This is a genomic window from Synechococcus sp. CCY 9618, from assembly GCF_019038415.1.
Taxonomy (GTDB): domain Bacteria; phylum Cyanobacteriota; class Cyanobacteriia; order PCC-6307; family Cyanobiaceae; genus Cyanobium.
This window is the reverse complement of record NZ_JAFKRG010000048.1, coordinates 88,672-112,664: the sequence shown is the minus strand read 5'-3', so window position 1 is coordinate 112,664 and position 23,993 is coordinate 88,672. Positions and strand designations below refer to the sequence as shown.

The window sequence follows — 23,993 nt, the reverse complement described above, 5'->3', positions numbered from 1 at the left end:
CGGCAATGCTTCGAAATCTACAGATACATACGCAGTCCAGGCTGGAGTCGCTAGTTGTCATGCAGTACCGCCCCCGGAGTCCATGGCCCGCACGCTGCGCTGGGGAGTTGGGCTGCTGCTGATCGTCAGCCTGTCCATCGGTGCGTTCCTCCTGTTGCCTTTCCGCGCCTGGCTACCCGGGGGAACGGTGGCCGATATTCCCCTCAGCCAGGTGGTGAACGGCACGGCCTTCAACCGTCTGTTTCCTGAACCGGAGAAAGGGGACCAACTGGTGTTCACCCAGGAAAAGCGCGGCTTCAGTGAGGCCAGGCTCAAGCATGGCGGCCAGGTCAAGGCCCTGCTCGCCATCTCCGATGTCACCACCACACCGGAGGCCCGCAGCAAGTTCGAGGCCAGTGAGCGCCGGCTGCAGGGCTGGCCGCTGGTGGAGCAGGGTCAGCAAGCGACTGCCGTGCTGGTGGCCGACCGCTTCCAGGTCAAGGTGATCGGCCAGGGCGATGGGTTGGAGGCCGAGCAGCGTCAGGCCCTCATCGGACAGTTCAACCTCAGGGGCCTGGCGGCTCTGAAGGGGGAAAGCGCCTCCAGGGCAGCTCTTCCCACTGGCGAGCAACCCACCGGAAACCTTTCCGCCATGGAGCCCGCCCCATGAGCACCGTTCTTGAGCGCCTCGACCGCCTGCCCCGCCGCAACCTGACGGTGCTCGCCATCAAAGGCCTCAGCACCCTGGTGCCCGGCGGCTGGCACAACATCACCAGCGCCGACGAACTGATCGGCGACGTGCTGGGCAGCAAGGATCCGGACCTCATCCGCCAGGTGCGAGCCCGGGCCGACGCCTTGAGCCAGGCCCGCCACGAAGGTTACGGCCGCGCCCTGAGCCTGTACGACGCCGTCAACCGCTCCCAGAAGGCCGCCGGTGGCCTGCGGCTGCTGGCCAACATCGGTGGCGCCCTGCCCCTGGTGAAGCGAGTCGCCAACCTCACCCCCACCAGCGAAACCCTGCAGGCGGCGGATCTGAGCCTCAAGGTGGCCGCCGAAATGCTGGCCTTCACACAGGTGAACGGTCTGCCAGGTGACAGCTTCGGCGACTTCGCCGCCGCCTTGAACGACTACGCCGGTGAGGCCCGCGTCCGGATGGCCGCCCTGATCTGCTTCGACGCCCTGCTGCCCCTGGGCGATCAGGCGCTGCAGCGGTTGGATGGCCTGCTGGGAGGGGTCGGCAAGCGGGACCTGCACCAGCTGCCCGCCTATGCCGGCCTGGCCTCCATGCTTCCTGGACGGGGCGATGAGGCCCACCTGACCTTCCTGCGCCGGGGGGTGGACCAGTGGCTGGGCTGGGCTGGAGCGTTCAGCCACCAGCTGGGTCTCACCGGCCAGAAGGCCGTGCAGGCCCTGGAGAGCACCCTGGGCCCCTGGCAAGGAGGCTTCAAGCAGATGGCCACCTTCCTAGATGCCTTCACCGACACTTACCAGCACACGGGGGTGCAGGCCGTGGCCCGCCGACTGGTGGAGCGGGCCGCCGCAGAGATCTGAACGTCCCAGACCGGTTGCGGGTCGTGGAGTTGGGGCCTGCCGAGGGGAACAGGGCTGCTAGACCACAGGCCAGGACGACCTCGATCGGAAGCATCTTGATCCCTGGCGCGATCAGTAAATCCAGCAGCCAGGAGTTCCACCTTGCTGCCCAGTTTACCGGAAATACGGCGTCTCAGAAAGAGGCCCAGACAGGGGGAGACGAAGGCCCCCAGACCGATGGCAGCGGAGTCAATGCCGATGGGCTTGTTCACAATCCCGATCGATACGCCAACCCCCAGAGGATCGATGCTGGTGATGGCAGAAACAAACAGTATTCGGATGGGCTCATGCCCTCACCTCTTCTTCTAGGCACCCTCCATCGCGCTGTTCCACGTAGGTCGCCGAGCACCTTTGTTCCCCCGCCGCCACCAGCAGCCCAAAGGCCACCCAGTGGTCGTCATCCATCGCCAGGAGAAGTGCCGGAATCCCAGGGCACGCGCCGATGAGAACGAATCCACACACAGCACCGCCATGAACAGCAGCAGCTCAAGGATCGTTCTGCAGACGCTTATGCCATGAGCCTAGAACCCCCTTAAAAGGTGATCATGGTTTGATCAGGGTACTGGCCCAGGCTGGGGTCCTGGAAGGAGTGATTCGCCGCGAGGCCGTAACCTCAATCAAATCCGAGCAGGTCGAAGATCTCCCGGTCCTTGAGGGATTCGGCCTCCAGGGGTTCCACATCCGAGAGCATCTTCTGGGCCAGGCTCAGGTATTCCTGCTGGACGGCATCCACTTCGGGTGTGCTCTCCATCTCGAAGATGGTGCATTTCTTGAGGCGGGACTTGCGGATCGCGTCGACGGTCTTGAAGTGGGCCATGGTGCGCAGGCCGGTGCGTGCGTTGAACTTGTCGATCTCGTCGGTCTCCTCGGAGCGGTTGGCGATCACACCCCCGAGGCGCACCTTGTAGTTCTTGGCCTTGGCGTTGATGGCCTGCATGATCCGATTCATCGCAAAGATCGAATCGAAATCGTTGGCGGTCACGATCAGGCAGTAGTGGGCATGCTGGAGGGGCGCGGCAAAGCCACCGCAGACCACATCACCCAGCACATCGAAGATCACCACGTCGGTGTCTTCCAGCAGGTGGTGTTCCTTGAGCAGTTTCACCGTCTGACCGGTCACGTAGCCGCCGCAGCCGGTGCCGGCCGGTGGGCCGCCGGACTCCACGCACATCACCCCGTTGTAGCCCTCGAAGACGAAGTCCTCCGGGCGCAGCTCCTCGGTGTGGAAATCGACGGTTTCCAGGATGTCGATCACCGTGGGCACCATCTTCTTGGTGAGGGTGAAGGTGGAATCGTGCTTGGGATCGCACCCGATCTGCAGCACCCGCTTGCCCAGCTTGGAGAAGGCCGCCGACAGGTTGGAGGAGGTGGTCGACTTGCCGATGCCGCCCTTGCCGTAGACGGCGATCACCAGGGCGCCGGTCTCGATGTTCATCGACGCGTCCTGAAGCACCTGGAGGCTGCCCTCGCCGTCCTCGCGGGGGTTGGTGGTGGTGCCCGGCGGGGAGGTGAGAGTGGAGGTCATAGGGAAAACGAAGGAAGCCGGCGGGCCGGCGAATCACACGTAAGGAAACAGCCTGATCAGGTCCGATCCCCGTTGTCGGTGGATCACGCAAACCGAAACATCAACGCACGAGCCCTCAACGGCTGAAGTGGGCCTTGGCGTCGTAGAGGGCCTCGGCATCGATGCGCTCGAGACCCCTTTCGCGGGCGAAGGCCTCGGTGTTCTTGCGCACCTTGCCGCGCACGAAGAAGGGGATCTTGGCCAGCTCGGCCTCCCCGTCCGCCGTCCAGAGGCTCTCGAGGGCCTCCCGGACAGCCACCGCGGCGGTGATGGTGCCGGCGGCCGGAGCCGCTGCGGTGGCAACTGCGGTGGAGGTGGCGGAAGCCTCCTCCGGGGAAGGGGCCGTGGAGGCGGAGGCGGAGGCAGGGGCGCCGTCGCCCAGGTGGCTGCGGTGGCCGTCCACGAACTCGAAGTCGTGGCGGAACATGCCGATCAGGTGCTCCTCCAGGCCCATCATCAGCGGGTGCACCCAGGAATCGAAGATCACATTGGCCCCCTCCCAGCCCATCTGGGGGGAGTACCGGGCCGGCACGTCCTGGACGTGCAGGGGGGCGCTGATCACGGCACAGGGCAGCCCCAGACGCTTGGCGCTGTGGCGCTCCATCTGGGTGCCGAGCACCAGCTCCGCCGCCGCCTCGGCCATGGCCTTCTCCACCACCAGGTAGTCGTCGGTGATCAGGGCTTCCAGGCCCAGTTCGGCGGCGGCGGCCCGCACCTCCCGGGCCTGCTCGCGGCTGTAGCTGCCCAGCCCCACCACCTGGAAGCCCAGCTCGCGGGAGGCGATCCGGGCGGCGGCGATGGCATGGGTGGCGTCGGCGAAGATGAACACCCGCTTGCCGGTGAGGTAGGTGGAATCCACCGACTTGGAGTACCACGGCAGCCGGGAACGGCGCTCGGCCTCGCTCGGTTGCCCCTCGACCGTCTCCAGATCGGCCGGGAGCGCGAGATCGAGCACGGCGTGCAGCTCCCGCAGGAAGTCGGCGGTGGCGCCGATGCCGATCGGCACGGAGCGCACCACCGGGGTGCCGAAGCTGCGCTCCAGCCAGCTGCACACCGGACCGGCCACCTCCGGATAGAGGCAGACGTTGGCATCGGCCGTGGGAATGCGCAGCAGGTCGGCGGGCCGGGCCCCCAGGGGTGCCACCACCGCCACGTCGATGCCGTGCTCCCCCAGCAGGCGGGTGATCTCCAGCACGTCGTCGCGGCAGCGGAAGCCCAGCAGGCTGGGGCCCAGCAGGTTGACCCGGGGCCGGCGGCCCTCCTCGCGCCAGCGGCTGGGGGAGGGCTTCGGTGTGCCCGGGGCCGGCAGCTGGGCCTTGAGCAGAGTGCGGACCAGCTGGTAAAAGGTTTCGGCGGCGCCCCAGTTCTCCTTCTTGGAGTAGGCGGGCAGCTCCAGGTTCACCATCGGCACCCCCAGGTCCATGCCGCCGGCCAGGGCGCCGGGCTGGTCCTGGATCAGTTCGGCGGTGCAGCTCTCGCCCACCAGCAGGGCCTCGGGCTGGAAGCGATCCACCGCTTGGCGGATCGTGCGGATCACCAGATCGGCCGTGTCACCGCCCAGATCCCTGGCCTGGAAGGTGGTGTAGGTGACGGGCGGACGCCGGCCGCGCCGCTCGATCATCGTGAACAGCAGATCGGCATAGGTGTCGCCCTGGGGGGCATGCAGCACGTAGTGCACCCCCTCCATCGAGGTGGCGATGCGCATGGCGCCCACGTGGGGCGGGCCTTCGTAGGTCCAGAGGGTCAGTTCCATGGGGTTCTCAGGAGAGCTGCAGCAGGGCCCGGCGCCGCAGGGGGCGGGCGAAGAGTTCGGCCAGTTCACCGGCCTGGTCGCAGCCGTGGATCGGGCTGAACACCAGTTCGATCGACCACTTGGTGGCGATGCCCTCGGCTTCCAGGGGATTGGCCAGCCCCAGACCGCAGAGCACCAGGTCGGGGCGGGCGGCCCGCACCCGCTCCAGCTGCCGGTCCACGTCCTGGCCCTCGCTCAGCTGGGTGTCGGCGGGCAGCAGGGCCAGATCGGCGGCCATCAGCTGGCGGTCGAGGTAGGGGACACCCACCTCCACCAGCTCCATGCCGCATTCCCGGCTCAGAAAGCGGGCCAGGGGGATCTCCATCTGGGAATCGGGCAGCAGGAACAGCCGCTTGCCGGCCAGCACCTCCCGGTGGGGGGCGAGGGCCCGGCGGCCCCGCTCCACCAGGGGGTCCACCACCTCGGCGAAGCGCGCGAGGGGGACGCCGAAGGCGGTGGCGGCGGCGGCCATCCAGTCACGGCTGCCCTCCACACCGAAGGGGTAGGGGGCGCTCAGCAGGGTGGCGCCGCGGTGCTGCAGGGCCCGGGCGGTGGCGCTCAGGAACGGCTGGGCCAGCAGCACCCTGGTGCCCCGGCCGATGGGGGGCAGATCGGTGGAGCGCCGCGGCGGCAGGCTGCGCACCGTGGTGATGCCGAGGCGCTCGAAGATCAGCCGGAAGCGGTCCTCCACCGCATCGGCCAGGGTGCCGACGATCAGCAGCTGCTCCTCGTCGGAGGAGGGCAGCAGGGGCAGCATCGCCTGCAGGGCGTTGTCCTCCCCCTGGGTGAAGGTGGTCTCGATGCCGCTGCCGGAGTAATTCAGCACCCGCACCCGGTTCAGCAGCTGGGCGGAGAGCCGCTCGGCCGCCTTGGCCAGGTCGAGCTTGATCACCTCGCTGGGGCAGGAGCCCACCAGGAACAGGGTGCGGATCTCGGGCCGCCGCTCCAGCAGGTCCTTCACCAGCCGGTCCAGTTCCTCGTTGGCATCCGCCAGACCCGCCAGGTCCTTTTCACCCAGGATCGCCGTGCCGAAACGCGGTTCGGCGAAGATCATCACCCCGGCGGCCGACTGGATCAGGTGGGCGCAGGTGCGGGAGCCCACCACGAGGAAGAAGGCGTCCGGCATGCGGCGATGCAGCCAGACAATCGAGGTGAGGCCGCAGAACACCTCCCGCTGGCCGCTCTCCTTGAGCAGGTCGGGGTGGAGGTGAGGGTTCAGGTCGGCTGGCGAAGGCTGGACCGGTGGAGCGGACACACCCATGGAGGGGATCGCCTGATTCGGGACTTCCATGGGTTAGCGGGGCCGGTGGGGCCTGCGCCCGTCTGCGTTACATCTTTTCGGGATCACGAGGCCCGGTGGCTCAGAGGCGGCGACGGAAGCCCTCACTGAAGCCCAGGCCGCGGTCGGAGCGGTCCTCGTCGGAGCTGCGGCTGAGCTTCCAGACGTTGCGGGCCAGGCGTCGGGCCGTGAGCCCGCCGCGCTCCACCACCGGGGCGCCCGGCCGGGCCCCCATCAGCTGGGTCACCTCGGCGGTGCTCAGGGGGGCACTGGTGCGGATGGCCAGATCGGTGATCTCAAGCCGCTGGCGCAGTCCGGCCAGATCAACCGGGCTGTCGGCCTCACCACCGTCCTGCCCGTCCCTGAGATCCTCGAGGCCGACACTGCCCATCCTCCGCATCAGGCCGAGGCCGATGAAGGCGAGGGCCTGCTCCGGCCGTACACCCTGGTCGATCGCCCGGGCGATCCACTCCGAAAAGGTGTCCTGGTCGAGGGCGTTGCGCAGGGGCTGGGTTTCGGCCGTGCTGCCCGCAGAGGAAGAACCTTCGGAGCCAGATCCGTGGGCCGGGGATCCGGGGACCGGGGATCCATTGGCGGAGGGTGCTGTGGCGGTGCGCCGGGTGGCCATGAACGCGCCTGCGAGGGTTGAGCTGGAAGGTACCGGCTGGCTTCCAGCTCGCAAGTGCCCGCGGACCATGCCGCTCCGCCCGCCCCCGTTGGGAGTACCCTCCGTTTCTGCCCCGCCCCAGGCGTCGGTGGATCGGGATCGCCGCGGAACCCACGCAACCGGTGATCCAACGAATCGTCCGTTCCCGGAGGTGGCGCACGACGCCGTGATGGATTCGCAGCCCACCCGCTCTTTCCTTCGCGACGACCGGTCGGACGCGCGCCGGAGGGCTGCGGGCCTGCGCATCACCGGCACCGACGTGAGTGGTGAGAGTTCCGGCGCCAGCTGCGTCATCACCACCGACAGCGAAGGACGCCGCCTGGCCCGCCAGTCCAGCCAGGTTCAGTCGATCGAGCTGCGCACCTACGTCTTCCTCGATTCCCTCCAGCCCCAGCTGGCCTCGTACATGGGCACGGTGTCCCATGGCTTCCTGCCCATTCCCGGCGATGCCTGCCTCTGGCTGGAGGTGTCGCCGGGCATGGCCGTGCACCGGGTCACGGACATCGCCCTCAAGGCCAGCACGGTGCGGCTCGGCCAGATGGTGGTGGAGCGGGCCTTCGGCTCCCTGGCCCTCTACCACCGCGACCAGAGCAATGTGCTCCACTCCGGCGACGTGGTGCTGGAGGCCATCGGCAGCCGGGTGGAGCTTCGCAGCCGCTGCGAGGTCACCTGGACCGAGATCATCCGGGCGATCACCCCTGATCATGCGGTGCTGATCAACCGCCAGAACCGCCGCGGTTCGATGATCCAGGCCGGCATGAGCATGTTCATCCTCGAGACCGAACCGGCGGGTTATGTGCTGATCGCCGCCAACGAGGCCGAGAAGAGCTCCAACATCACCGTGGTGGACGTCAAGGCCGTGGGGGCCTTCGGTCGCCTCACCCTGGCCGGCAAGGAGGGCGACGTGGAGGAGGCGGCCGCCGCCGCCATGCGGGCCGTGGCCCAGATCAACGCCGGTGCCAAGGGCTGATCATCGCCACGCCGCTCCCCGGAGCCTGGCTCACACGAGGCCCAGCAACCGCTTCAGACCCGGTGCCATCGCCCGGGCGGCCTTGCCGCGGCTGCCCAGGCGGCTCCTGAGGTGCTCGCCCATCTCGGCGTAGCTGCAGCCCGCTTCCCGCACATGGAAGATCGGGTCGAAGCCGCCGCCGTGGCCGGAGGGCTCCCTCAGGATCCGTCCCCGGCAGAGCCCTTCCGACTCGAGCACCACTGCACCGGAGGGATCGGCCAGGGCCATGGCACTCACGAAGGTGCCGCCGCGGTAGAGGGAGTCCCCCAGCTCCTGCAGGAGGCGGTGGATCCGCTCGTGGTCGGTGGGGGCATAGCGGGCGGAATAGAGGCCCGGACGGCCATCGAGGGCATCCACCTCCAGGCCGGAATCGTCGGCCAGGGACCAGCAGCCCGTGAGGCCCGCCACGGTCGAGGCCTTGAGAGAGGCGTTCTCGGCATAGGTGCTGCCGGTCTCCTCGATCTCCAGTCCCTTCGGCTGCTGCCGCACTTCCAGCCCGGCGGCCTCGAGCATGGCCGTGATCTCGGCCACCTTGTGGGGGTTGCCGCTGGCGATCACCAGCACCGGTGCCGACGACCGGCGGGGGGGGAGGGACAAGCCGGACCCGCAGAGGGCCCCATTGTGGTGCAGAGGGTTGAGAGAGGGGTGCGGGAAGAGGTGGGGCAGGACGGGTTGAACATTCCACCCCCGGAAGACTCCAGGGTTCCTGCCCCGGGCGGAGAATAGGGAACCTGAAGAGCGTCGGACGGGCCGGGGCGGCAACGTTGCGCGACCACTGACGGTCGGCACCCGGTTTCGCCCCTAGGTTGCCCACACCCGTGGGGCGCCGGAGGACGATGCAGTCGAGTCTGGTCCTGCAGAACCTGCTCTCCGCGCCGGTTCTGTTCTTCTTCCTCGGGATCCTCGGCGTGCTGGTGGGCTCCGACCTGGAGATCCCCTCGCCGCTGCCCAAGCTGTTCTCCCTCTACCTGCTGCTGGCGATCGGCTTCAAGGGGGGCATGGAACTGGCCCAGAGCGGCCTCGGTCCCCAGGTGCTGCTCACCATCGGCGCGGCCGTGGCCATGTCCCTGCTGGTGCCCCTGTCCAGCTTCCTGCTGCTGCGCCTGCGCCTCGACGGCTACAACGCCGCCGCCATCGCCGCCTCCTACGGCTCCATCAGCGCCGTCACCTTCATCACCGCCGAAAGCTTCCTCAACGTGCTGGAGGTGAACTTCGACGGCTTCATGGTGGCCGCCCTCGCTCTGATGGAATCACCGGCGATCGTGGTGGGCGTGGTGCTCGCCAAGATCACGGCCCCCGCGGAGGATCGGGAGGTCTCCGGGGAACAGGAGAACGGCAACGGCGGCCTGCGCTGGCGGGAGGTGCTGCAGGAGGCCTTCCTCAACGGCTCCGTCTACCTGCTGATCGGCAGCCTGGTGATCGGCTATGTGGTGGCGGCTTTCAGCCCGGCGGGCCTGGAGAAGATGGATCCCTTCACCGAGAAGCTCTTCTACGGCGCCCTCTGCTTCTTCCTCCTCGACATGGGCATCGTGGCGGCCCAGCGGCTGCGGGACCTGCAGAAGGCCGGCGCCTTCCTGATCGGCTTCTCCCTGCTGGCGCCACCGGTGCATGCCCTGGCCGGCCTGCTGGTGAGCGTCCTGCTGGGGCTGTCCCAGGGAAACACCCTGCTGTTCATGGTGCTCTGCGCCAGCGCCTCCTACATCGCCGTGCCGGCGGCCATGCGCATGACCGTTCCCCAGGCCAATCCGAGCCTCTACATCTCCACCGCCCTCGGCCTCACCTTCCCGTTCAATGTGGTGATCGGAATCCCCCTGTACATGGTGCTGACCCGGCAGTTCATTCCTGCCGGCTGAGCCTTCTGCCGCCGCGTCAACCCTTCGCCATGCAGTTATGAAGCGGATCGACCTCATCCTCAGCGAGCGGGAACTGAACCGCGTCTGCAAGGCCATCACCAAGGCCGGAGCGAAGGGCTATTCGGTGATGCGGCATGTCACGGGCATGAGCCCGTCGGGTGAGATCTCCGAAGCCATGGATTTCAGCGGCCTCGGAGCCAATGCCCATGTGATCGTCTTCGTCGACGACGACCTGCTGGGGGCGGTGGCTGCCGCAGTGCGGCCGCTGCTGAAGCGCTACGGGGGCGTGGGGTTCGTCTCCAGCGCCGAGCCCCTCTGAGCCGCCGCGGCAGCCCGGCGGGCGGGGAAAGTCCCGGGGCGAAGCCCGACGATCAACCCAGGCTTGCTTTTTGTGTTGCACTGATCAGCTGCCCTTATCAGCCGATCCGAAAACCTTGATGGGCGCCGAGCTCCGAATCGCTTGACGGAGGGTTTGGCGGAGGAGCATGGTTGCAGGCGAACATTCCACCCCCCTCCTCCAGGAGCAGGTAATGGCAAACGAAACCATGGGCATCGCCCTCGGCATGATCGAGACACGCGGTCTGGTGCCCGCCATTGAAGCGGCTGACGCCATGACCAAAGCCGCCGAGGTGCGCCTCATCGGTCGCGAATTCGTCGGTGGCGGCTACGTCACCGTCCTGGTGCGGGGCGAAACCGGCGCCGTCAACGCCGCCGTCCGGGCCGGTGCCGACGCCTGCGAGCGGGTGGGCGACGGTCTGGTGGCGGCCCACATCATCGCCCGTCCCCACCGCGAAGTGGAGCCTGCCCTGAACAGCAGCTTCGGCCTGGGTTCGAAGGACTGAGCGGTCACGACGACCCTCTGATTTCCCACCCGTTCCCATCCGAAACATCCCATGAGCAAGAAGTACGACGCCGGGGTCAAGGAGTACCGCGACACTTACTGGACTCCCGATTACGTCCCCCTCGACACCGACCTGCTGGCCTGCTTCAAGTGCACCGGCCAGGAAGGTGTGCCCAACGAGGAGGTGGCAGCCGCCGTGGCCGCCGAGTCCTCCACCGGCACCTGGTCCACCGTCTGGTCCGAGCTCCTCACCGATCTCGATTTCTACAAGGGCCGCTGCTACCGCATCGAAGACGTCCCTGGTGACAAGGAGGCGTTCTATGCCTTCATCGCTTACCCCCTCGACCTGTTCGAGGAAGGCTCGGTGACCAACGTGCTCACCTCCCTGGTGGGCAACGTCTTCGGCTTCAAGGCCCTGCGCCACCTGCGCCTGGAAGACATCCGCTTCCCGATGGCCTTCATCAAGACCTGCCCCGGCCCGCCGAACGGCATCTGCGTCGAACGCGACCGGATGAACAAGTACGGCCGTCCCCTGCTGGGTTGCACCATCAAGCCGAAGCTGGGCCTGTCCGGGAAGAACTACGGCCGGGTGGTCTACGAATGCCTCCGTGGCGGTCTCGACTTCACCAAGGACGACGAGAACATCAACTCCCAGCCCTTCCAGCGCTGGCAGAACCGCTTCGAGTTCGTCGCCGAAGCCGTGCAGCTGGCCCAGGAGGAAACCGGCGAGAAGAAGGGTCACTACCTCAACTGCACCGCCGCCACTCCCGAGGAGATGTACGAGCGGGCCGAGTTCGCCAAGGAACTCGGGCAGCCGATCATCATGCACGACTACATCACCGGCGGCTTCACAGCCAACACCGGTCTGTCGAAGTGGTGCCGCAAGAACGGCATGCTGCTGCACATTCACCGCGCCATGCACGCGGTGATCGACCGCCATCCCAAGCACGGCATCCACTTCCGGGTGCTTGCCAAGTGCCTGCGCCTCTCCGGCGGCGACCAGCTGCACACCGGCACCGTGGTGGGCAAGCTCGAGGGTGACCGTCAGACCACCCTGGGCTTCATCGACCAGCTGCGTGAATCCTTCATCCCCGAAGACCGCACCCGCGGCAACTTCTTCGACCAGGACTGGGGTTCGATGCCCGGCGTCTTCGCCGTGGCCTCCGGCGGCATCCACGTGTGGCACATGCCCGCCCTGGTCGCCATCTTCGGTGACGACTCCGTGCTCCAGTTCGGTGGTGGCACCCACGGCCACCCATGGGGTTCGGCCGCCGGCGCCGCCGCCAACCGGGTGGCCCTGGAAGCCTGCGTCAAGGCCCGCAACGCCGGTCGCGAGATCGAGAAGGAAGGCCGCGACATCCTCACCGAGGCCGCCAAGCACAGCCCCGAGCTGGCCATCGCCCTCGAGACCTGGAAGGAAATCAAGTTCGAGTTCGACACCGTCGACAAGCTCGACGTCCTCGGCTGAACTGACCCCCGGCCCCATGCCCTGCTACCGCTGACCGAAGGAGCACCCTCCTGAGGTCAGCGGACCTGGGCTCCCTATCCCATTCCCCTCAAGGATCCCCATGCCCTTCAAGAGCACCGTGGGTGACTATCAAACAGTCGCCACCCTGGAGACCTTCGGCTTCCTCCCGCCGATGACCCAGGACGAGATCTACGACCAGATCGCCTACATCATTGCCCAGGGCTGGAGCCCCCTGGTCGAGCACGTCCACCCCAGCCGCTCCATGGCCACCTACTGGTCGTACTGGAAGCTGCCCTTCTTCGGTGAGAAGGATCTCGGCGTGATCGTGAACGAGCTGGAGTCCTGCCACCGGGCCTATCCGGACCATCACGTGCGTCTCGTCGGCTACGACGCCTACACCCAGAGCCAGGGTGCCTGCTTCGTTGTGTTCGAAGGTCGCTGATCCAGCGACCGCAGCGGATCCCGGTCTGAGGCCGGGATCCACCAATTGATCATCCATTCAGAGGGCGGACATGGCCAGAACCACCAGTCGGGAAGCAGCGCTGGAGCGCCGCAAGGCCCTCACCAACGGCGGCAAGAAAGCGTCCACGAAGTTCATGTCCTCCCCGGGTCGGGTGCGCACCGCAGCCGACGCCCGTCGCAGCCGCACCGAAGCGGACACCCCGGCTGACGCCGCTCCGTCTCCGCCGCCGGCTTCCCGCAACAGCGGCTCACCGGGTCGGGCCCCCGCCGCCCACCGTGGGTCCGCCTCCCTGACCGCGCCGTCTGGCGGTGGCCACCACAGCAACGCCAGGCCCCTGGCCAACCCCAGCCGCAAGCTCGTGCTGGAGCGCCGTGAGGCCCTCTCGCGCCGCGGCAAGCGGGCCGACACCTCCAGCGATCGCACCCGCCAGGAGCAGCTGCGCGCCGCCAGCAAAGCCGCCGCCAGCGCCACTCCCGCCCCGGCCAGCACCGATCGCCCCTGCGGCTGCAAGGACGCCAAGGCAGCGGCGGCCACGGCCACCTCCTACAGCACCAGCAACGCCGATGGCGGTCTCGGTGCGTCCCTGGCCAGCCGCGGCGGCCGCAGCGGTGAACGCCGCAACGGCGTCAAGCGCTCCGCCCAGCACAATCCCAGCCGGGCCATCGTCATGGCCCGGCGTGAAGCCCTCTCCAAGCGAGGCAAATCGGCCAGCACACCCACCAGCAGCACCGCCGCCTCGGTGGCCCGCCAGGCCAACCCGGACATGAGCAGCCGCGAGCTGGCCCAGAAGGTGCGGGAGCTCAAGTGCAAGGTGGGTTCCGCGGGCTGCGCCCGCAGCGGCGGCACCCGCCCCACCGGCCCCCGCCGCGGCCAGGCCAAGATCGACGCCGCCGCCGATGCCCACTGGAAGGTGGGCGTCAGCGAAACGGTCCGGGGCCAGGTGGTCACCGGCACCCAGGCCAACCGCTCCGCCAAGACCACCGGCAACGAGGCCAGCACCTGCCGGCCGATCACCGGCACCGACTACCTCGGCGCCGAAATCTTCCGCACCTTCTGCCAGAACGAGCCCCCCCCGCTCCAGCCCGCCAAGGTGCGGGTGAGCGCCACCAGCCACGGCAACCGGGTCACGGGCAACGAAGTGGGCCGTTCCGAGAAGGTCACCGGCGATGAGCCCGGCACCTGCAAGAACGTGACCGGCACCGAATACATCTCCGCCAACCAGAGCGCCGCCTGGTGCGGGGAGGCCACCCCCTCCCCGCGCAAGGTCGGACTCACCCGCACCAGCGCCGGCCGTCCCGTCTCCGGCGTGATGGTGGAGCGCTCCGAGCGGGTCACCGGCAACGAATCCGGCGCCGGCCGCCAGCTCACCGGCACCCAGTACGTGGGCGACCAGTCCCAGGTGCCCGGCCGGGTCCCCACCAAGGTGAGCAGCCTGCACACCCTGCGGGGCACGGGCATCACCGGCACCCACGTGGGCCGCAGCGAGCACGTCACCGGCGACGAGCCGGGCAGCTGCCGCATGGTCACCGGCGACGAGTACATCGGAACTCAGCAGTACGAAGGCTTCTGCGGCACCACGCCGGCACCGGAGGCACCCAAGGTGGGCTTCAGCATCACCAACAAGTCGATGGTGATCAGCGGCACCCGCACCGGCCGCTCCGAGAAGGTGACCGGCGATGAGCCCGGCACCTGCAAGGCCGTCACCGGCACCCCCTACGCCGGCCTGGAGCAGGCCGGCACCTGGTGCGCCTCCGACCGCCTGTCCGAGATCCGCCAGCGCACTCCCGCCCGCATGGGCACCCCGGGACCCCGGCTCAGCGGCATCCAGCCGGGCATCGGCGGCGTCATGACCGGTGCCGAGCGGGGCGCCTGCGAGGACATCACCGGCACCCCCTACATCGGTGGCGACCAGCTGGCCGAAGCCTGCGGAGCCGCCACCAGCCAGGACGCCGACTTCCCCCAGCCCCTCACCGGCCAGCCCTGGCAGCAGTTCAGCGTCCAGTCGCCTGCCCGGGCCGCCCAGACCGCCAACCAGCGTTCCGGCGGCGTCACCGGCAACAGCTACGAGCAGGGCAACCGCATCACCGGCCCCTTCGACATGGCGGCCGACAAGGTGACCGGCACCGAGCAGTTCCGCTTCGACCGGCGCGGGCCCGAGAGGGTCCGCATGCACCCGCCGGCGCCCGCCGTCACGGTGGATGAGGACGCCCGTCCCACCTCCCGGGTCACCGGCGAGGGCATCTCCGCCGGCCTCAACATCACCGGCGACGACTGGGATCGCGGCAAGCACGTCACCGGCACCGAAGGGGCCTCGGCCCGTCGCCGCAACCCCAGCCGCGGCGGCCCGATGTCGGCGATGCCGGGCCTCCAGCCCAAGCGCAACGAGACCCTGCCCGAACCCACCAACAAGATCACCGGCTCCAGTGGCAGCACCAATTCCGGTTCGCTGATCACGGTGTCCGGCGGCGCCCGCGGCTGACCCCCCCGATGCCCCGCCGCCCGGTCCCCACGGCCCGCCCCCTCGCCCCCAGCGCTCCCCGGCGCCGGCCCACCGCTTCCGGTGGCGCCGATCTGTCCCGGCGGCTGGCGGCGGTGCGGCTCGGCCACGGGGCCGCCAGCCTCCACCCGCTCACCGATCCGGCGGCGAACGCCGCCCTGGAGGCCTACGACCGGGGCGTCAAGGACGCCTTCGACCGGATCGTGCCGGTGCTGAAGCGGCTGTCGGCCCTGCAGCACGAGGATGATTTCATCGAGCGGGCCCAGGCCCTGGCCCAGGCGGAACTGGGCTACAGCCTGCCCGTGCCGATCCTGGAGCAGGCCTGGGTGAGCCAGCTCGACATGCGCACCCTGTTCGCCTGGTGCGTGTTCGAGGCCTACGAGCAGACCAGCGACGGCTTCTTCCGCGACGATCCCCTGGCCGGCCAGCCCGGCAGCCCGGCGGCGGAGGAGTTCAACGCCTTCCTGCTCTCCTGCGGCTTTCACCTGCTGGATGTGACCCCCTGCGCCGACGGTCGCCTCGCCCACGCCATCGCCTTCGCCCTGCGCCTGCCGTTCAGCTCCGTGCGGCGGCGTCCCCATGCCGGTGCCCTGTTCGACGTCGAGAACACCGTCAACCGCTGGGTCAAGACCGAACACCATCGCTACCGGGAGGGGGTTCCCAACCCCGCCCACGCGGACACCCGCTACCTCAAGGTGGTGCTCTACCACTTCAGTTCCATCGACCCCGCCCACGAGGGCTGCGCCGCCCACGGCAGTGATGACGCCCTGGCGGCCAGCTGCGGCCGCCAGCGGCTGATGGACTTCCAGCAGGCGGTGGAGAACAGCTTCTGCTGCGGCGCCTCCGTCGACCTGCTGCTGCTGGGCATCGACACCGACACCGACGCCATCCGGGTGCACGTGCCCGGCATGGACGGCAGCACCCGCCTGGATCAGTGGCTGGATGCGGCTTCGGTCTATGAGGCGACGCGCCACCTCCACCCCGAAGAGGCCCGGGCCCAGATCCTGCGGCAGGTGGAAGCGGCGGCGGCCAGCGCCCCCGATCCCGGCATGGTGCGCCTGATCGCCAGGCTGCTGGAGCAGAACATCTCCCAGATCGACTACGTCCGCGAGTACCACGACGGCCGCTACACCGATGCCGGCCATGCCGAGCGCTTCATCGGTGTCGGCATCGGCTTCAAGGAGATCCACCTGCGCAACCTCACGTACTTCGCCTACATGGACACCGTCGAGGAGGGCGCCCCGGACATGGACGTGGGGGTGAAGATCTTCAAGGGGCTCAACGTGACGCGAGGCCTGCCCGTGCCCGTGGTGGTGCGCTTCGACTACAACGGCAAGGTGCCGGGTGCCCGGGAGCGGGCGGTGCGCCATGCCCAGAGGGTGCAGGAGGCGATCGAGAACCGCTATCCCGAGCTCTTCGCCCAGGGCCTGCTCCACGCCCTGCTCACCGTTCGCGACCAGGGGCGTCACACCCCCGCCGAGGCGGTAGGTTCCACCATCACCCTCACCACCCCCGGGGGGCACTGACCATGTTGATCTGCAAGGTGGTCAAGCCCCTGGTCTCGACCAACCGCATCCCCGATTTCGAGCACAAGCACCTGCAGGTGGTGCTCGATGGCAGCACCCAGAAGGTGGCGGTCGACGCGGTGGGCTGCATCCCCGGCGACTGGGTCATCTGCGTCGGCAGCTCCGCCGCCCGGGAAGCGGCCGGCAGCAAGTCGTATCCGAGCGACCTGACGATCGTGGGGATCATCGACCACTGGGATCCGGAGGCCGGCAAGCCGGCCACGCCTCCGGGAGGAGCGGCCTGATGGAGATCATGCAGGTCACCGGTTCCCTGATCTGCTCCCAGCGGGTGCCAGGGCTCGAGCACTGGAACCTGCGGGTGCTGCGCAGCGTCAAGGGCAAGCTCAGCGTCGCGGTGGATCCGGTGGGGGCCTCCCCCGGCAACTGGGTGTTCACCGCCAGCGGTTCCGCCGCCCGCTTCGCCTGCGGCATCCCGGAGACGCACACCGATCTCACCATCGGCGGCATCATCGACTTCTGGGAACCGGACGGGTAGGCCAGGCCAGGCGCCGCCCCCTGAGCGGTGAGCCTTCGATTCCACCCGTTCCTTCACCCCTCCTCTGCAACCCCGTCCCATGGCCAGCCGCACCCCTCGCACCGGTCCCGACGCCAGCAAACCCGCGACAGCGGCGGCCACCTCGCCGGACAAACCGGCGGACACCTCTGCGGAGAAGCCGGCGGGGACCGGACCACCGGCCCTGCCCCCGGCACCGGCAGACAGCAAGCCGGCGGCCAGGGCCCGGACCACCCGAGCCCCCAGGGCTGCCCGCTCCAGCCCGGCGGGCCGTCAGCCGGGCCGGACCGCCGGCGTCACCGCCCGCAGCGCCGGTGGCACCGGCACCCCACCCCCCAACCCCACTCCCCGAACCCCTTCCATGGCCCCCACCATCCACGGCATCGCCCTCGGCCTGATCGAAACCCGTGGCCTGGTGCCGGCCATCGAAGCCGCGGACGCCATGACCAAGGCCGCCGAAGTCACCCTGATCGCCCGGGAGTTCGTGGGCGGCGGCTACGTGACCGTGATGGTGCGGGGTGAAACCGGCGCCGTGAACGCCGCCGTCCGGGCCGGGGCCGATGCCTGCGAGCGGGTCGGCGACGGGTTGGTGGCCGCCCACATCATCGCCCGTCCCCACAGCGAGGTGGAGCCGGCCCTGGCCGCCTCGGGCGTCAGCCGCCGGAGCTGAGGCCCATGGACGCCGTTCATCCGCGCGTCCTCGGCTACCTGGGCCGCGCGCTGAGCCTGGAGCTGTCCGCCGTGCAGCAGTACATGACCCAGGCTTCCCTCGTGGAGCTCTGGGGCGACGCCGCCGCCGCCGAACGCTTCCGCCGGGAAACGGTGGAGGAGATGCAGCACGCCGAGCGTCTCGTCCAGCGCATGCTCCAGCTGGGGGTGGCCCCAGCCGCCTCCCAGCTGCGGCCCGTGGGCCATGCCCCCGACCTGGAAGGTCTGCTGCGCCTGGATGGGGTTCTCGAGCAGGATCTGATCCAGCACTACGCCGAATCGGTGCGTTTCTGCCTGCTGATCGGCGACGGCAACAATGAATCCTTCTTCCGCGCGCTCCTGCAGGAAGAACAGCACCATGGGGAGGAGCTCGGTGCCTGGCTCGCCAGCCTCGGCACCGCCCAGGCCAGGTCCCTGCAAAGGGCCACCTTCTGACGTCCCACCCCCCTTGGCCGACACCCTTCCCCTGTCGATCCAGCTCAGCTGGCTGATTCCCCTCTATGGCTTCGCCGGCATGGTGCTGTCGGTGCCCTGGGCGGCGGGCTGGGTGAAACGCAACGGCCCCAGGCCCGCGGCCTACCTCAACCTGCTGGTCACCCTGCTGTCGGTGATCCACGGCACCGTGGTGCTGCGGGCGGTGCTGGCCCTGGGTCCCCAGCATCTGGACATCGGCTGGTTCGCCGCGGCGGATCTGGATCTGCGCATCGGCTTCGACCTCTCCCTCACCAACCTGGCGGCCCTGGAGCTGGTCACCGTCATGAGTCTGGTGGGCCAGGTGTTCGCCCTCGGGTACCTCGACAAGGAATGGTCCCTGGCCCGCTTCTATGGCCTGGTGGGCTTCTTCGAGGGAGCCATGGCCGGGGTGGTGCTGAGCAGCAACCTGTTCATGAGCTACTTCCTGCTGGAGATGCTCACCCTCTCCACCTATCTGCTGGTGGGCTTCTGGTACGCCCAGCCCCTGGTGGTCACCGCCGCCCGCGATGCCTTCCTCACCAAGCGGGTGGGGGATGTGCTGCTGCTGATGAGCGTGGTGGCCCTTTCGGCATGGGCCGGATCCCTGGAATTCAACGATCTCTACGCCTGGTCGGCGAACAACAGCCTGCCCGGCCTGGGGGCCACCCTGATCGGGCTGGGGCTGATCGCCGGGCCCATGGGAAAGTGCGCTCAGTTCCCGATGCACCTGTGGCTGGATGAGGCCATGGAAGGCCCCAACCCGGCGTCGATCCTGCGCAACTCAGTGGTGGTGACCTGCGGCGCAGTGGTGCTGCTGAAGGTGATGCCCCTGCTGCGTATCTCCCCGGTGGCGATCGATGTGCTTCTGGTGGTGGGCACGATCAGTGCCGTGGGGGGCGCCCTGGTGTCAATCGCCCAGGTGGATCTGAAGCGGGCCTGCTCCTACTCCACCACCTCCTACCTGGGACTGGTGTTCGTGGCGATCGCCCTGCAGCAGCCCTTCATCGCCCTGCTGCTGCTCTTCTCCCATGCGGTGGCCAAGGCCGTGCTGTTCATGAGCGTGGGCAGCATCATCGCCACCACCAACTGCCAGGACCTCACCGAACTGGGCGGCCTGGCTCCGCGCATGCCCGCCACCACCACGGCCTTCCTGGCCGGGGCCGCCGGCCTCACCGGCCTGCTGCCCCTGGGCTGCTTCTGGAGCTTCGGCCTGATGGTGGAGGGTCTGACCCCCAGGGCGCCGTTCTTCGCCGCCGTGGTGCTGCTCACCAACGGGCTCAGCGCCCTGAACCTCACCCGGGTCTACCGCCAGGTGTTCCTGGGCTCCGCCCACCCCAAGACGCGCCGGGCGCCGGAGGTGAACTGGCTGATGGCCCTGCCGATGGTGAGCGTCTCGGTGCTGGTGCTGCTCACCCCCCTGGTGATGGCCCGCATCGACCGGGTCCCCGGCATCGGCGCCTTCTCAGCCACCACGACCCTGATGCTCCTGGCCAGCGGGGCGGCCGGGGTGCTGGCGGGCAGCCTGCTGCCCCTCGCGGCCTTCGGGTCCCGCTCCCTGCCCCAGCCCGTGCGCACCCTGCAGGACCTGCTGGCCTTCGACTTCTACACCGACCGCATCTACCGGGCCACGATCGTGGCCTTCGTCGCCGGCATGGCCCGGATCACCGACGGCTTTGATCAACTGGTGGTGAACGGGCTGGTCAACCGCATCGCCGACGTCTCGATGGGATCGGCCCAGAGCCTCAAGCTGGGGGTGAGCGGCCGCCTGCAGACCTACGTGTTCACCATGGCGGTGGCGATCGTGCTGCTGGTGGGCAGCCTCGCCTGGCTGGGGGGCTGATCGAACCATGCTGAGCGCCCTGCTGCTGATTCCCTTCGCCGGTGCCCTCGGCCTGCTCTGCTGGCCTGGGGACCTGGCCACCGAGCGCATCCGCCGCGCCGCCCTGGCCCTGCTGGGTCTGCAACTTCTCTGGAGCCTGCGGGTCCTGCTGGCCTTCGATCCCTCGGAGGCGGGCATGCAACTGCAGGAATCCTTTGCCTGGGTCGACAGCATCGGCCTGGACTACCGCCTGGGGGTGGATGGCCTGGCCATGCCCCTGGTGCTGGTCAACACCGCCCTGACCCTGGTGTCGGGCATCTGCACCCGCGACCTGAGCCAGCGACCCCGGCTGTACTTCGCCCTGCTGCTGGGGATCAGCGGGGCGGTGAACGGAGCGTTCCTGTCGGAGAACCTGCTGCTGTTCTTCCTGTTCTATGAACTGGAGCTGATTCCCCTCTGGCTGCTGATCTCCATCTGGGGAGGCGCCAACCGGGGCTACGCCGCCACCAAGTTCCTGATCTTCACGGCGGTCTCGGGTGTGCTGATCCTGGGCGCCTTCCTGGGCCTGTCCCTGTTCACCGGCCAGGCCGATTTCAGCATCACCCCGGTCACCAGCGCCCAGCTGGGCATGGGCACCCAGCTGGTGCTGCTCGGGGCGCTGCTGATCGGTTTTGCGATCAAGATTCCCCTGGTGCCCTTCCACACCTGGCTCCCCGACGCCCACACAGAGGCCTCCACGCCGGTGTCGGTGCTGCTGGCGGGGGTGCTGCTGAAACTGGGCACCTACGGTCTGCTGCGGTTCTGTCTCGGCCTGTTTCCGGAGGCCTGGGCGCTGCTGTCCCCCTGGCTGGCGGGCTGGGCGGCGGTGTCTGTGCTCTACGGCTCCCTGGCAGCCATCGCCCAGCGGGACATGAAGCGGATGGTGGCCTACAGCTCGGTGGGGCACATGGGGTACATCCTGCTGGCAGCGGCCGCCGCCACCCCCGTGAGCATGCTCGGAGCCGTGTTCCAGATGGTGAGCCACGGGCTGATCTCCGCCCTGCTGTTCCTGCTGGTGGGGGTGGTGTATCGCAAGACCCGCACCCGCGACCTGGAGGTGCTGCGAGGCCTGCTCAACCCGGAGCGGGGTCTGCCCTTCACGGGCACATTGATGATCCTCGGGGTGATGGCCAGTGCCGGCATGCCGGGCATGGCCGGCTTCATCTCCGAGTTCCTGGTGTTCCGGGGCAGCCTGGCCGCCTTCCCCCTGGCCACCCTGCTGTGCATGGTGGGCTCCGGTCTCACCGCGGTCTATTTCCTGCTGCTGGTCAACCGGGCCTTCTTCGGCCGCCTGGCCGTCACCCCACCGGGTGATCCCGTGGCCGATGCCCGGCTGGAGGTGCGGCTGCCCGGGGTGGCTCTGCGCGAGACCCTTCCCGCCATGGCCCTGGCCACCGGGGTGATCGCCCTCGGCCTGGTGCCTCTGGGCCTGGGCCGCGTCAGTGAACAGACGACCACCGCCATGGCCCAGCTGCCGGCCGTGGTGGCCGGACTGCAGGCCGGAGGGCTGCTGCCATGACCGCCGCCCCGCGCTCCCCCAAACCGCCCCTCACCTACAACGGCGGCATGCCCGGTCGCGACGACCTGGTGGAGACCCTGCTGGCGGGCCGCACCCTGCTGGCGGACACACCCGACCATCTCCTCCAGGTGGTGGATGTGCTGGAGAGCTATGGCGAGGTGCTGGATGCCTACAGCATCAATCTCATCTACCAGGCCGAGAAGCAGTTCCTGAATCCCTTCCCGGTGTTCCGCTTCCTCGACGGCGACCACAGCCCGGCGAAGATCTGGAGGCACCTGATCCACGACCGGATCAACTTCGAATATGCCGAGTACTGCCAGAAGGCCATGCTCTGGCACGGCACCGGTGGCCTGGATGCCTACCTCGACAGCGAGGCCTTCGCCGTGAACTGCGCCGCGATCGTGGCCCGCAAGACCGGCCGTGATCCTCTGCTGGCGGCGCTCAACCCCCTGTTCCCCCAGTTCCTGGCCGAACTGATCCGCTCGGCCGCCACCACCCATGCCCTCGGCCAGTTCTGGCGGGTGATGAGCGACCTGTTCATCGATCTGGCCCGGGCCGAGCGGGACGGACAGGTGAACTCGATTCCCACCCTGGTCACGTTCCTGAAGGACGGTCTGGTGGCGGCTGCGGGGGCTCCGATCACCTACGCGGTCGAGATCGGCGGCGATCGCTTCTGGGTGCTGCCACCCGAGGCCGGGCTCTCCTTTCTGGCCGATGTGGCGGTGCCCTACGTGGAGGCGGTGTTCCTGCGCGGCACCCCCTTCCTGGGCACTGTCTCCTTCAACGCCCAGGCCCAGCAGATCTCCCCCGACCTGGCCAAGTTCACCTACGGCGCCCTTTACGCCGACCCCCTGCCGACGATGGGCTCGGGGATCCCCCCCAGCCTGCTGATGCAGGACATGTACCGACACCTGCCGGAGCGCCTGCGCCAGTGGTATCTGGGCGTCACCCGGGGCGAAGGCGACATGCGTGTGAAGATCTGCATGAGTTTCCAGAAGGCGATGTTCTGCGTCACCAATGCCGCCATCGCCGGCACCTTTCCCCACCCGCTCTCAGGCACCGACCCTGCCCAGCGGGAGGCGAACCGGACCTACGCGGCCGCCTGGGCCGAGCGGCTCTGCGTCGCCCGCACCGACTGCCTGGACGATCCGGGCTGATCTAGGGTCGGAACCATGGATCAGCCCTGGACCCGACGGCCCCGTCCTGATCGGCTCGAGCGCCGCATCGAGTTCGACGACTATGAACGCACCCGCACGTTCCTGGAACGGCTGAACGGTCTTTCGGAGCAGGAGGGCCGCTTTCCAGACATCAGCTTCGGCCGCACCTATGTGAACCTCACCGTGCGCGCCGAGGCCGACGAGGACCCCATCGGCGAAACGGAGGAAACCTTCGCCCGCGCCATCGATGGACTCCTCTAGCGGCGCCACGGCCGCTCAGGGGGCCCCGGCCGGGCCGGAGGACGACAGGCTGGTGGATCTGCGGGCGGCCTACGACGCCTCCGGCATCAAGGACGTGCTGGATGAACTCGACCGGGAGCTGATCGGCCTGCGCCCGGTGAAGGCCAGGATCCGGGAGATCGCGGCGCTGCTGGTGATCAACCGGGCCCGCACCCAGGTGGGCCTCGACACCGCTCCCCCCAGCCTGCACATGTCGTTCACCGGCCGACCCGGCACGGGCAAGACGACGGTGGCGGAGCGCATGTCGAAGATCCTCCACGGCCTTGGCTACGTGCGCAAGGGCCACGTGGTGACGGCCACCCGCGACGATCTGGTGGGCCAGTACATCGGTCACACCGCCCCCAAGACCAGGGAGATGCTGAAGAAAGCGATGGGCGGCGTGCTGTTCATCGATGAGGCGTACTACCTCTACAGGCCCGAGAACGAACGGGACTACGGCGCCGAGGCGATCGAAATTCTGCTCCAGGTGATGGAGAACAACCGCAACGATCTGGTGGTGATCTTCGCGGGCTACAAGGAGCGGATGGACATCTTCTACCAGAGCAACCCCGGGCTCTCCTCGCGGGTGGCCAACCACATCGACTTCCCCGATTACACCGCGCCGGAACTGCTGGCGATCGCCCAGCTGATCCTGGCGGCGGAGAACTACCGCTTCAGCCAGGAGGCCGGTGCCGCCTTCGCCGAATACATCCAGCGACGCATGCAACTGCCCTTCTTCGCCAATGCCCGCTCCATCCGCAACGCCATCGACCGGGCCCGCATGCGCCAGGCGAACCGGCTGTTCAGCGGCATGGGCCAGGCCCTCACCAAGACCGACCTGATGACGATCGAAGCGGAGGACATCACCGCCAGCCGCGTGTTCCACGGCGAGGTGGAGGGGCTGGATCCGGCCCGCCCACTCACCGGCGCAGGCTGAC

At 68.6% G+C, this 23,993-nt stretch carries 25 protein-coding genes; 19 read left to right on the top strand and 6 right to left on the bottom strand.

Annotation, left to right across the window (positions count from 1 at the left end):
- The first annotated feature begins 82 nt into the window (after positions 1–82).
- Positions 83–649 (top strand): hypothetical protein, encoded by a 567-nt coding sequence (locus KUG41_RS12520; protein WP_254217234.1) that lies wholly within the window; start codon positions 83–85, stop codon positions 647–649.
- Positions 646–1,530 carry a hypothetical protein gene (locus KUG41_RS12515; RefSeq protein WP_216904524.1) on the top strand — a complete coding sequence of 295 codons (885 nt, stop codon included), beginning with the start codon at positions 646–648 and terminating at the stop codon, positions 1,528–1,530. The genes KUG41_RS12520 and KUG41_RS12515 overlap by 4 nt, the downstream gene beginning before the upstream one ends.
- Here KUG41_RS12515 and KUG41_RS16180 read toward each other — a convergent pair.
- The 5 genes from KUG41_RS16180 to KUG41_RS16175 all read right to left on the bottom strand — a co-directional run bounded on the left by KUG41_RS16180 (position 1,464) and on the right by KUG41_RS16175 (position 6,832).
- Positions 1,464–1,841 carry a manganese efflux pump gene (locus KUG41_RS16180; protein ID WP_371734143.1) on the bottom strand — a complete coding sequence of 126 codons (378 nt, stop codon included), beginning with the start codon at positions 1,839–1,841 and terminating at the stop codon, positions 1,464–1,466. The two genes, KUG41_RS12515 and KUG41_RS16180, sit on opposite strands and share 67 nt — an antisense overlap.
- Before the next feature lie 341 nt (positions 1,842–2,182).
- Positions 2,183–3,094 carry a ferredoxin:protochlorophyllide reductase (ATP-dependent) iron-sulfur ATP-binding protein gene (gene bchL, locus KUG41_RS12505; protein ID WP_216904523.1) on the bottom strand — a complete coding sequence of 304 codons (912 nt, stop codon included), beginning with the start codon at positions 3,092–3,094 and terminating at the stop codon, positions 2,183–2,185.
- Positions 3,095–3,209: 115 nt separating this feature from the next.
- Positions 3,210–4,886 carry a ferredoxin:protochlorophyllide reductase (ATP-dependent) subunit B gene (locus KUG41_RS12500; RefSeq protein WP_216904521.1) on the bottom strand — a complete coding sequence of 559 codons (1,677 nt, stop codon included), beginning with the start codon at positions 4,884–4,886 and terminating at the stop codon, positions 3,210–3,212.
- A gap of 7 nt (positions 4,887–4,893) precedes the next feature.
- Entirely contained in the window at positions 4,894–6,186 is a 1,293-nt protein-coding gene (locus KUG41_RS12495; protein ID WP_254217233.1) for a ferredoxin:protochlorophyllide reductase (ATP-dependent) subunit N, read from the bottom strand.
- Between the two features lie 100 nt (positions 6,187–6,286).
- The gene (locus tag KUG41_RS16175; RefSeq protein ID WP_371734136.1) at positions 6,287–6,832 is read right to left on the bottom strand and encodes a hypothetical protein; all 546 of its coding nucleotides are present in this window, start codon (positions 6,830–6,832) and stop codon (positions 6,287–6,289) included.
- Positions 6,833–7,040: 208 nt separating this feature from the next.
- Here KUG41_RS16175 and KUG41_RS12485 point away from each other — a divergent pair, with 208 nt between their 5' ends.
- Positions 7,041–7,841, top strand: a complete 801-nt coding sequence (locus tag KUG41_RS12485; RefSeq protein WP_254217232.1) for a BMC domain-containing protein — start codon at positions 7,041–7,043, stop codon at positions 7,839–7,841.
- Positions 7,842–7,871: 30 nt separating this feature from the next.
- Here KUG41_RS12485 and KUG41_RS12480 read toward each other — a convergent pair whose 3' ends face one another.
- Positions 7,872–8,477, bottom strand: coding sequence for a non-canonical purine NTP pyrophosphatase (locus KUG41_RS12480; RefSeq protein ID WP_256438947.1), 606 nt, complete (start codon positions 8,475–8,477; stop codon positions 7,872–7,874).
- Positions 8,478–8,716: 239 nt separating this feature from the next.
- On the opposite strand from KUG41_RS12480, the gene KUG41_RS12475 reads away from it, so the two are divergent.
- From KUG41_RS12475 to cbbX, 16 genes are all read left to right on the top strand, one after another.
- Positions 8,717–9,733 carry a sodium-dependent bicarbonate transport family permease gene (locus tag KUG41_RS12475; protein ID WP_216904519.1) on the top strand — a complete coding sequence of 339 codons (1,017 nt, stop codon included), beginning with the start codon at positions 8,717–8,719 and terminating at the stop codon, positions 9,731–9,733.
- Between the two features lie 37 nt (positions 9,734–9,770).
- Positions 9,771–10,052, top strand: a complete 282-nt coding sequence (locus tag KUG41_RS12470) for a P-II family nitrogen regulator (RefSeq protein WP_216904518.1) — start codon at positions 9,771–9,773, stop codon at positions 10,050–10,052.
- 211 nt (positions 10,053–10,263) lie between these two features.
- Positions 10,264–10,575: a BMC domain-containing protein gene (locus tag KUG41_RS12465; protein ID WP_015107695.1), complete on the top strand. Its 312-nt coding sequence runs from the start codon at positions 10,264–10,266 to the stop codon at positions 10,573–10,575.
- 51 nt (positions 10,576–10,626) lie between these two features.
- Positions 10,627–12,042 (top strand): form I ribulose bisphosphate carboxylase large subunit, encoded by a 1,416-nt coding sequence (locus KUG41_RS12460; RefSeq protein WP_216904517.1) that lies wholly within the window; start codon positions 10,627–10,629, stop codon positions 12,040–12,042.
- Between the two features lie 100 nt (positions 12,043–12,142).
- The gene (locus tag KUG41_RS12455) at positions 12,143–12,484 is read left to right on the top strand and encodes a ribulose bisphosphate carboxylase small subunit (RefSeq protein ID WP_015107693.1); all 342 of its coding nucleotides are present in this window, start codon (positions 12,143–12,145) and stop codon (positions 12,482–12,484) included.
- Between the two features lie 70 nt (positions 12,485–12,554).
- Positions 12,555–14,984 carry a CsoS2 family carboxysome shell protein gene (locus KUG41_RS12450; protein WP_216904516.1) on the top strand — a complete coding sequence of 810 codons (2,430 nt, stop codon included), beginning with the start codon at positions 12,555–12,557 and terminating at the stop codon, positions 14,982–14,984.
- A gap of 8 nt (positions 14,985–14,992) precedes the next feature.
- Positions 14,993–16,528 carry a carboxysome shell carbonic anhydrase gene (locus KUG41_RS12445; protein WP_216904515.1) on the top strand — a complete coding sequence of 512 codons (1,536 nt, stop codon included), beginning with the start codon at positions 14,993–14,995 and terminating at the stop codon, positions 16,526–16,528.
- A 2-nt stretch (positions 16,529–16,530) separates the two neighbouring features.
- Positions 16,531–16,812: a carboxysome peptide A gene (locus tag KUG41_RS12440; RefSeq protein WP_216904513.1), complete on the top strand. Its 282-nt coding sequence runs from the start codon at positions 16,531–16,533 to the stop codon at positions 16,810–16,812.
- Positions 16,812–17,063: a carboxysome peptide B gene (locus tag KUG41_RS12435; protein ID WP_216904512.1), complete on the top strand. Its 252-nt coding sequence runs from the start codon at positions 16,812–16,814 to the stop codon at positions 17,061–17,063. The genes KUG41_RS12440 and KUG41_RS12435 overlap by 1 nt, the downstream gene beginning before the upstream one ends.
- Positions 17,064–17,142: 79 nt before the next feature.
- Positions 17,143–17,751, top strand: coding sequence for a BMC domain-containing protein (locus KUG41_RS15950; protein WP_305798578.1), 609 nt, complete (start codon positions 17,143–17,145; stop codon positions 17,749–17,751).
- A gap of 5 nt (positions 17,752–17,756) precedes the next feature.
- The gene (locus KUG41_RS12425; protein WP_216904510.1) at positions 17,757–18,224 is read left to right on the top strand and encodes a ferritin-like domain-containing protein; all 468 of its coding nucleotides are present in this window, start codon (positions 17,757–17,759) and stop codon (positions 18,222–18,224) included.
- 13 nt (positions 18,225–18,237) lie between these two features.
- Positions 18,238–20,082: an NAD(P)H-quinone oxidoreductase subunit F gene (locus KUG41_RS12420; RefSeq protein ID WP_216904508.1), complete on the top strand. Its 1,845-nt coding sequence runs from the start codon at positions 18,238–18,240 to the stop codon at positions 20,080–20,082.
- Between the two features lie 7 nt (positions 20,083–20,089).
- Complete coding sequence (locus KUG41_RS12415) at positions 20,090–21,619, top strand: NADH-quinone oxidoreductase subunit M (RefSeq protein ID WP_216904507.1); 1,530 nt, start codon at positions 20,090–20,092, stop codon at positions 21,617–21,619.
- Positions 21,616–22,776 (top strand): CO2 hydration protein, encoded by a 1,161-nt coding sequence (locus KUG41_RS12410; protein ID WP_216904506.1) that lies wholly within the window; start codon positions 21,616–21,618, stop codon positions 22,774–22,776. Before KUG41_RS12415 ends, KUG41_RS12410 begins: the two co-directional genes overlap by 4 nt.
- Before the next feature lie 15 nt (positions 22,777–22,791).
- Positions 22,792–23,037: a 4a-hydroxytetrahydrobiopterin dehydratase gene (locus KUG41_RS12405; RefSeq protein ID WP_216904504.1), complete on the top strand. Its 246-nt coding sequence runs from the start codon at positions 22,792–22,794 to the stop codon at positions 23,035–23,037.
- Complete coding sequence (gene cbbX, locus KUG41_RS12400) at positions 23,024–23,992, top strand: CbbX protein (RefSeq protein WP_254217231.1); 969 nt, start codon at positions 23,024–23,026, stop codon at positions 23,990–23,992. The genes KUG41_RS12405 and cbbX overlap by 14 nt, the downstream gene beginning before the upstream one ends.
- The last annotated feature ends 1 nt before the right edge of the window (position 23,993 follow it).

What these genes read in the sequence shown, in the direction of transcription:
- KUG41_RS12455 (WP_015107693.1), top strand. Translation starts at nt 12,143, where the DNA reads ATGCCCTTCAAGAGCACCGTGGGTGACTATCAAACAGTCGCCACCCTG.
- KUG41_RS16175 (WP_371734136.1), bottom strand. Translation starts at nt 6,832, where the DNA reads ATGGCCACCCGGCGCACCGCCACAGCACCCTCCGCCAATGGATCCCCG.
- KUG41_RS12450 (WP_216904516.1), top strand. Translation starts at nt 12,555, where the DNA reads ATGGCCAGAACCACCAGTCGGGAAGCAGCGCTGGAGCGCCGCAAGGCC.
- KUG41_RS12495 (WP_254217233.1), bottom strand. Translation starts at nt 6,186, where the DNA reads ATGGGTGTGTCCGCTCCACCGGTCCAGCCTTCGCCAGCCGACCTGAAC.
- KUG41_RS12485 (WP_254217232.1), top strand. Translation starts at nt 7,041, where the DNA reads ATGGATTCGCAGCCCACCCGCTCTTTCCTTCGCGACGACCGGTCGGAC.
- bchL (WP_216904523.1), bottom strand. Translation starts at nt 3,094, where the DNA reads ATGACCTCCACTCTCACCTCCCCGCCGGGCACCACCACCAACCCCCGC.
- KUG41_RS12410 (WP_216904506.1), top strand. Translation starts at nt 21,616, where the DNA reads ATGACCGCCGCCCCGCGCTCCCCCAAACCGCCCCTCACCTACAACGGC.
- KUG41_RS15950 (WP_305798578.1), top strand. Translation starts at nt 17,143, where the DNA reads ATGGCCAGCCGCACCCCTCGCACCGGTCCCGACGCCAGCAAACCCGCG.
- KUG41_RS12435 (WP_216904512.1), top strand. Translation starts at nt 16,812, where the DNA reads ATGGAGATCATGCAGGTCACCGGTTCCCTGATCTGCTCCCAGCGGGTG.
- KUG41_RS12465 (WP_015107695.1), top strand. Translation starts at nt 10,264, where the DNA reads ATGGCAAACGAAACCATGGGCATCGCCCTCGGCATGATCGAGACACGC.
- KUG41_RS12445 (WP_216904515.1), top strand. Translation starts at nt 14,993, where the DNA reads ATGCCCCGCCGCCCGGTCCCCACGGCCCGCCCCCTCGCCCCCAGCGCT.
- KUG41_RS12405 (WP_216904504.1), top strand. Translation starts at nt 22,792, where the DNA reads ATGGATCAGCCCTGGACCCGACGGCCCCGTCCTGATCGGCTCGAGCGC.
- KUG41_RS12415 (WP_216904507.1), top strand. Translation starts at nt 20,090, where the DNA reads ATGCTGAGCGCCCTGCTGCTGATTCCCTTCGCCGGTGCCCTCGGCCTG.
- KUG41_RS12515 (WP_216904524.1), top strand. Translation starts at nt 646, where the DNA reads ATGAGCACCGTTCTTGAGCGCCTCGACCGCCTGCCCCGCCGCAACCTG.
- KUG41_RS12475 (WP_216904519.1), top strand. Translation starts at nt 8,717, where the DNA reads ATGCAGTCGAGTCTGGTCCTGCAGAACCTGCTCTCCGCGCCGGTTCTG.
- cbbX (WP_254217231.1), top strand. Translation starts at nt 23,024, where the DNA reads ATGGACTCCTCTAGCGGCGCCACGGCCGCTCAGGGGGCCCCGGCCGGG.
- KUG41_RS12440 (WP_216904513.1), top strand. Translation starts at nt 16,531, where the DNA reads ATGTTGATCTGCAAGGTGGTCAAGCCCCTGGTCTCGACCAACCGCATC.
- KUG41_RS12520 (WP_254217234.1), top strand. Translation starts at nt 83, where the DNA reads ATGGCCCGCACGCTGCGCTGGGGAGTTGGGCTGCTGCTGATCGTCAGC.
- KUG41_RS12460 (WP_216904517.1), top strand. Translation starts at nt 10,627, where the DNA reads ATGAGCAAGAAGTACGACGCCGGGGTCAAGGAGTACCGCGACACTTAC.
- KUG41_RS12470 (WP_216904518.1), top strand. Translation starts at nt 9,771, where the DNA reads ATGAAGCGGATCGACCTCATCCTCAGCGAGCGGGAACTGAACCGCGTC.
- KUG41_RS12425 (WP_216904510.1), top strand. Translation starts at nt 17,757, where the DNA reads ATGGACGCCGTTCATCCGCGCGTCCTCGGCTACCTGGGCCGCGCGCTG.
- KUG41_RS12500 (WP_216904521.1), bottom strand. Translation starts at nt 4,886, where the DNA reads ATGGAACTGACCCTCTGGACCTACGAAGGCCCGCCCCACGTGGGCGCC.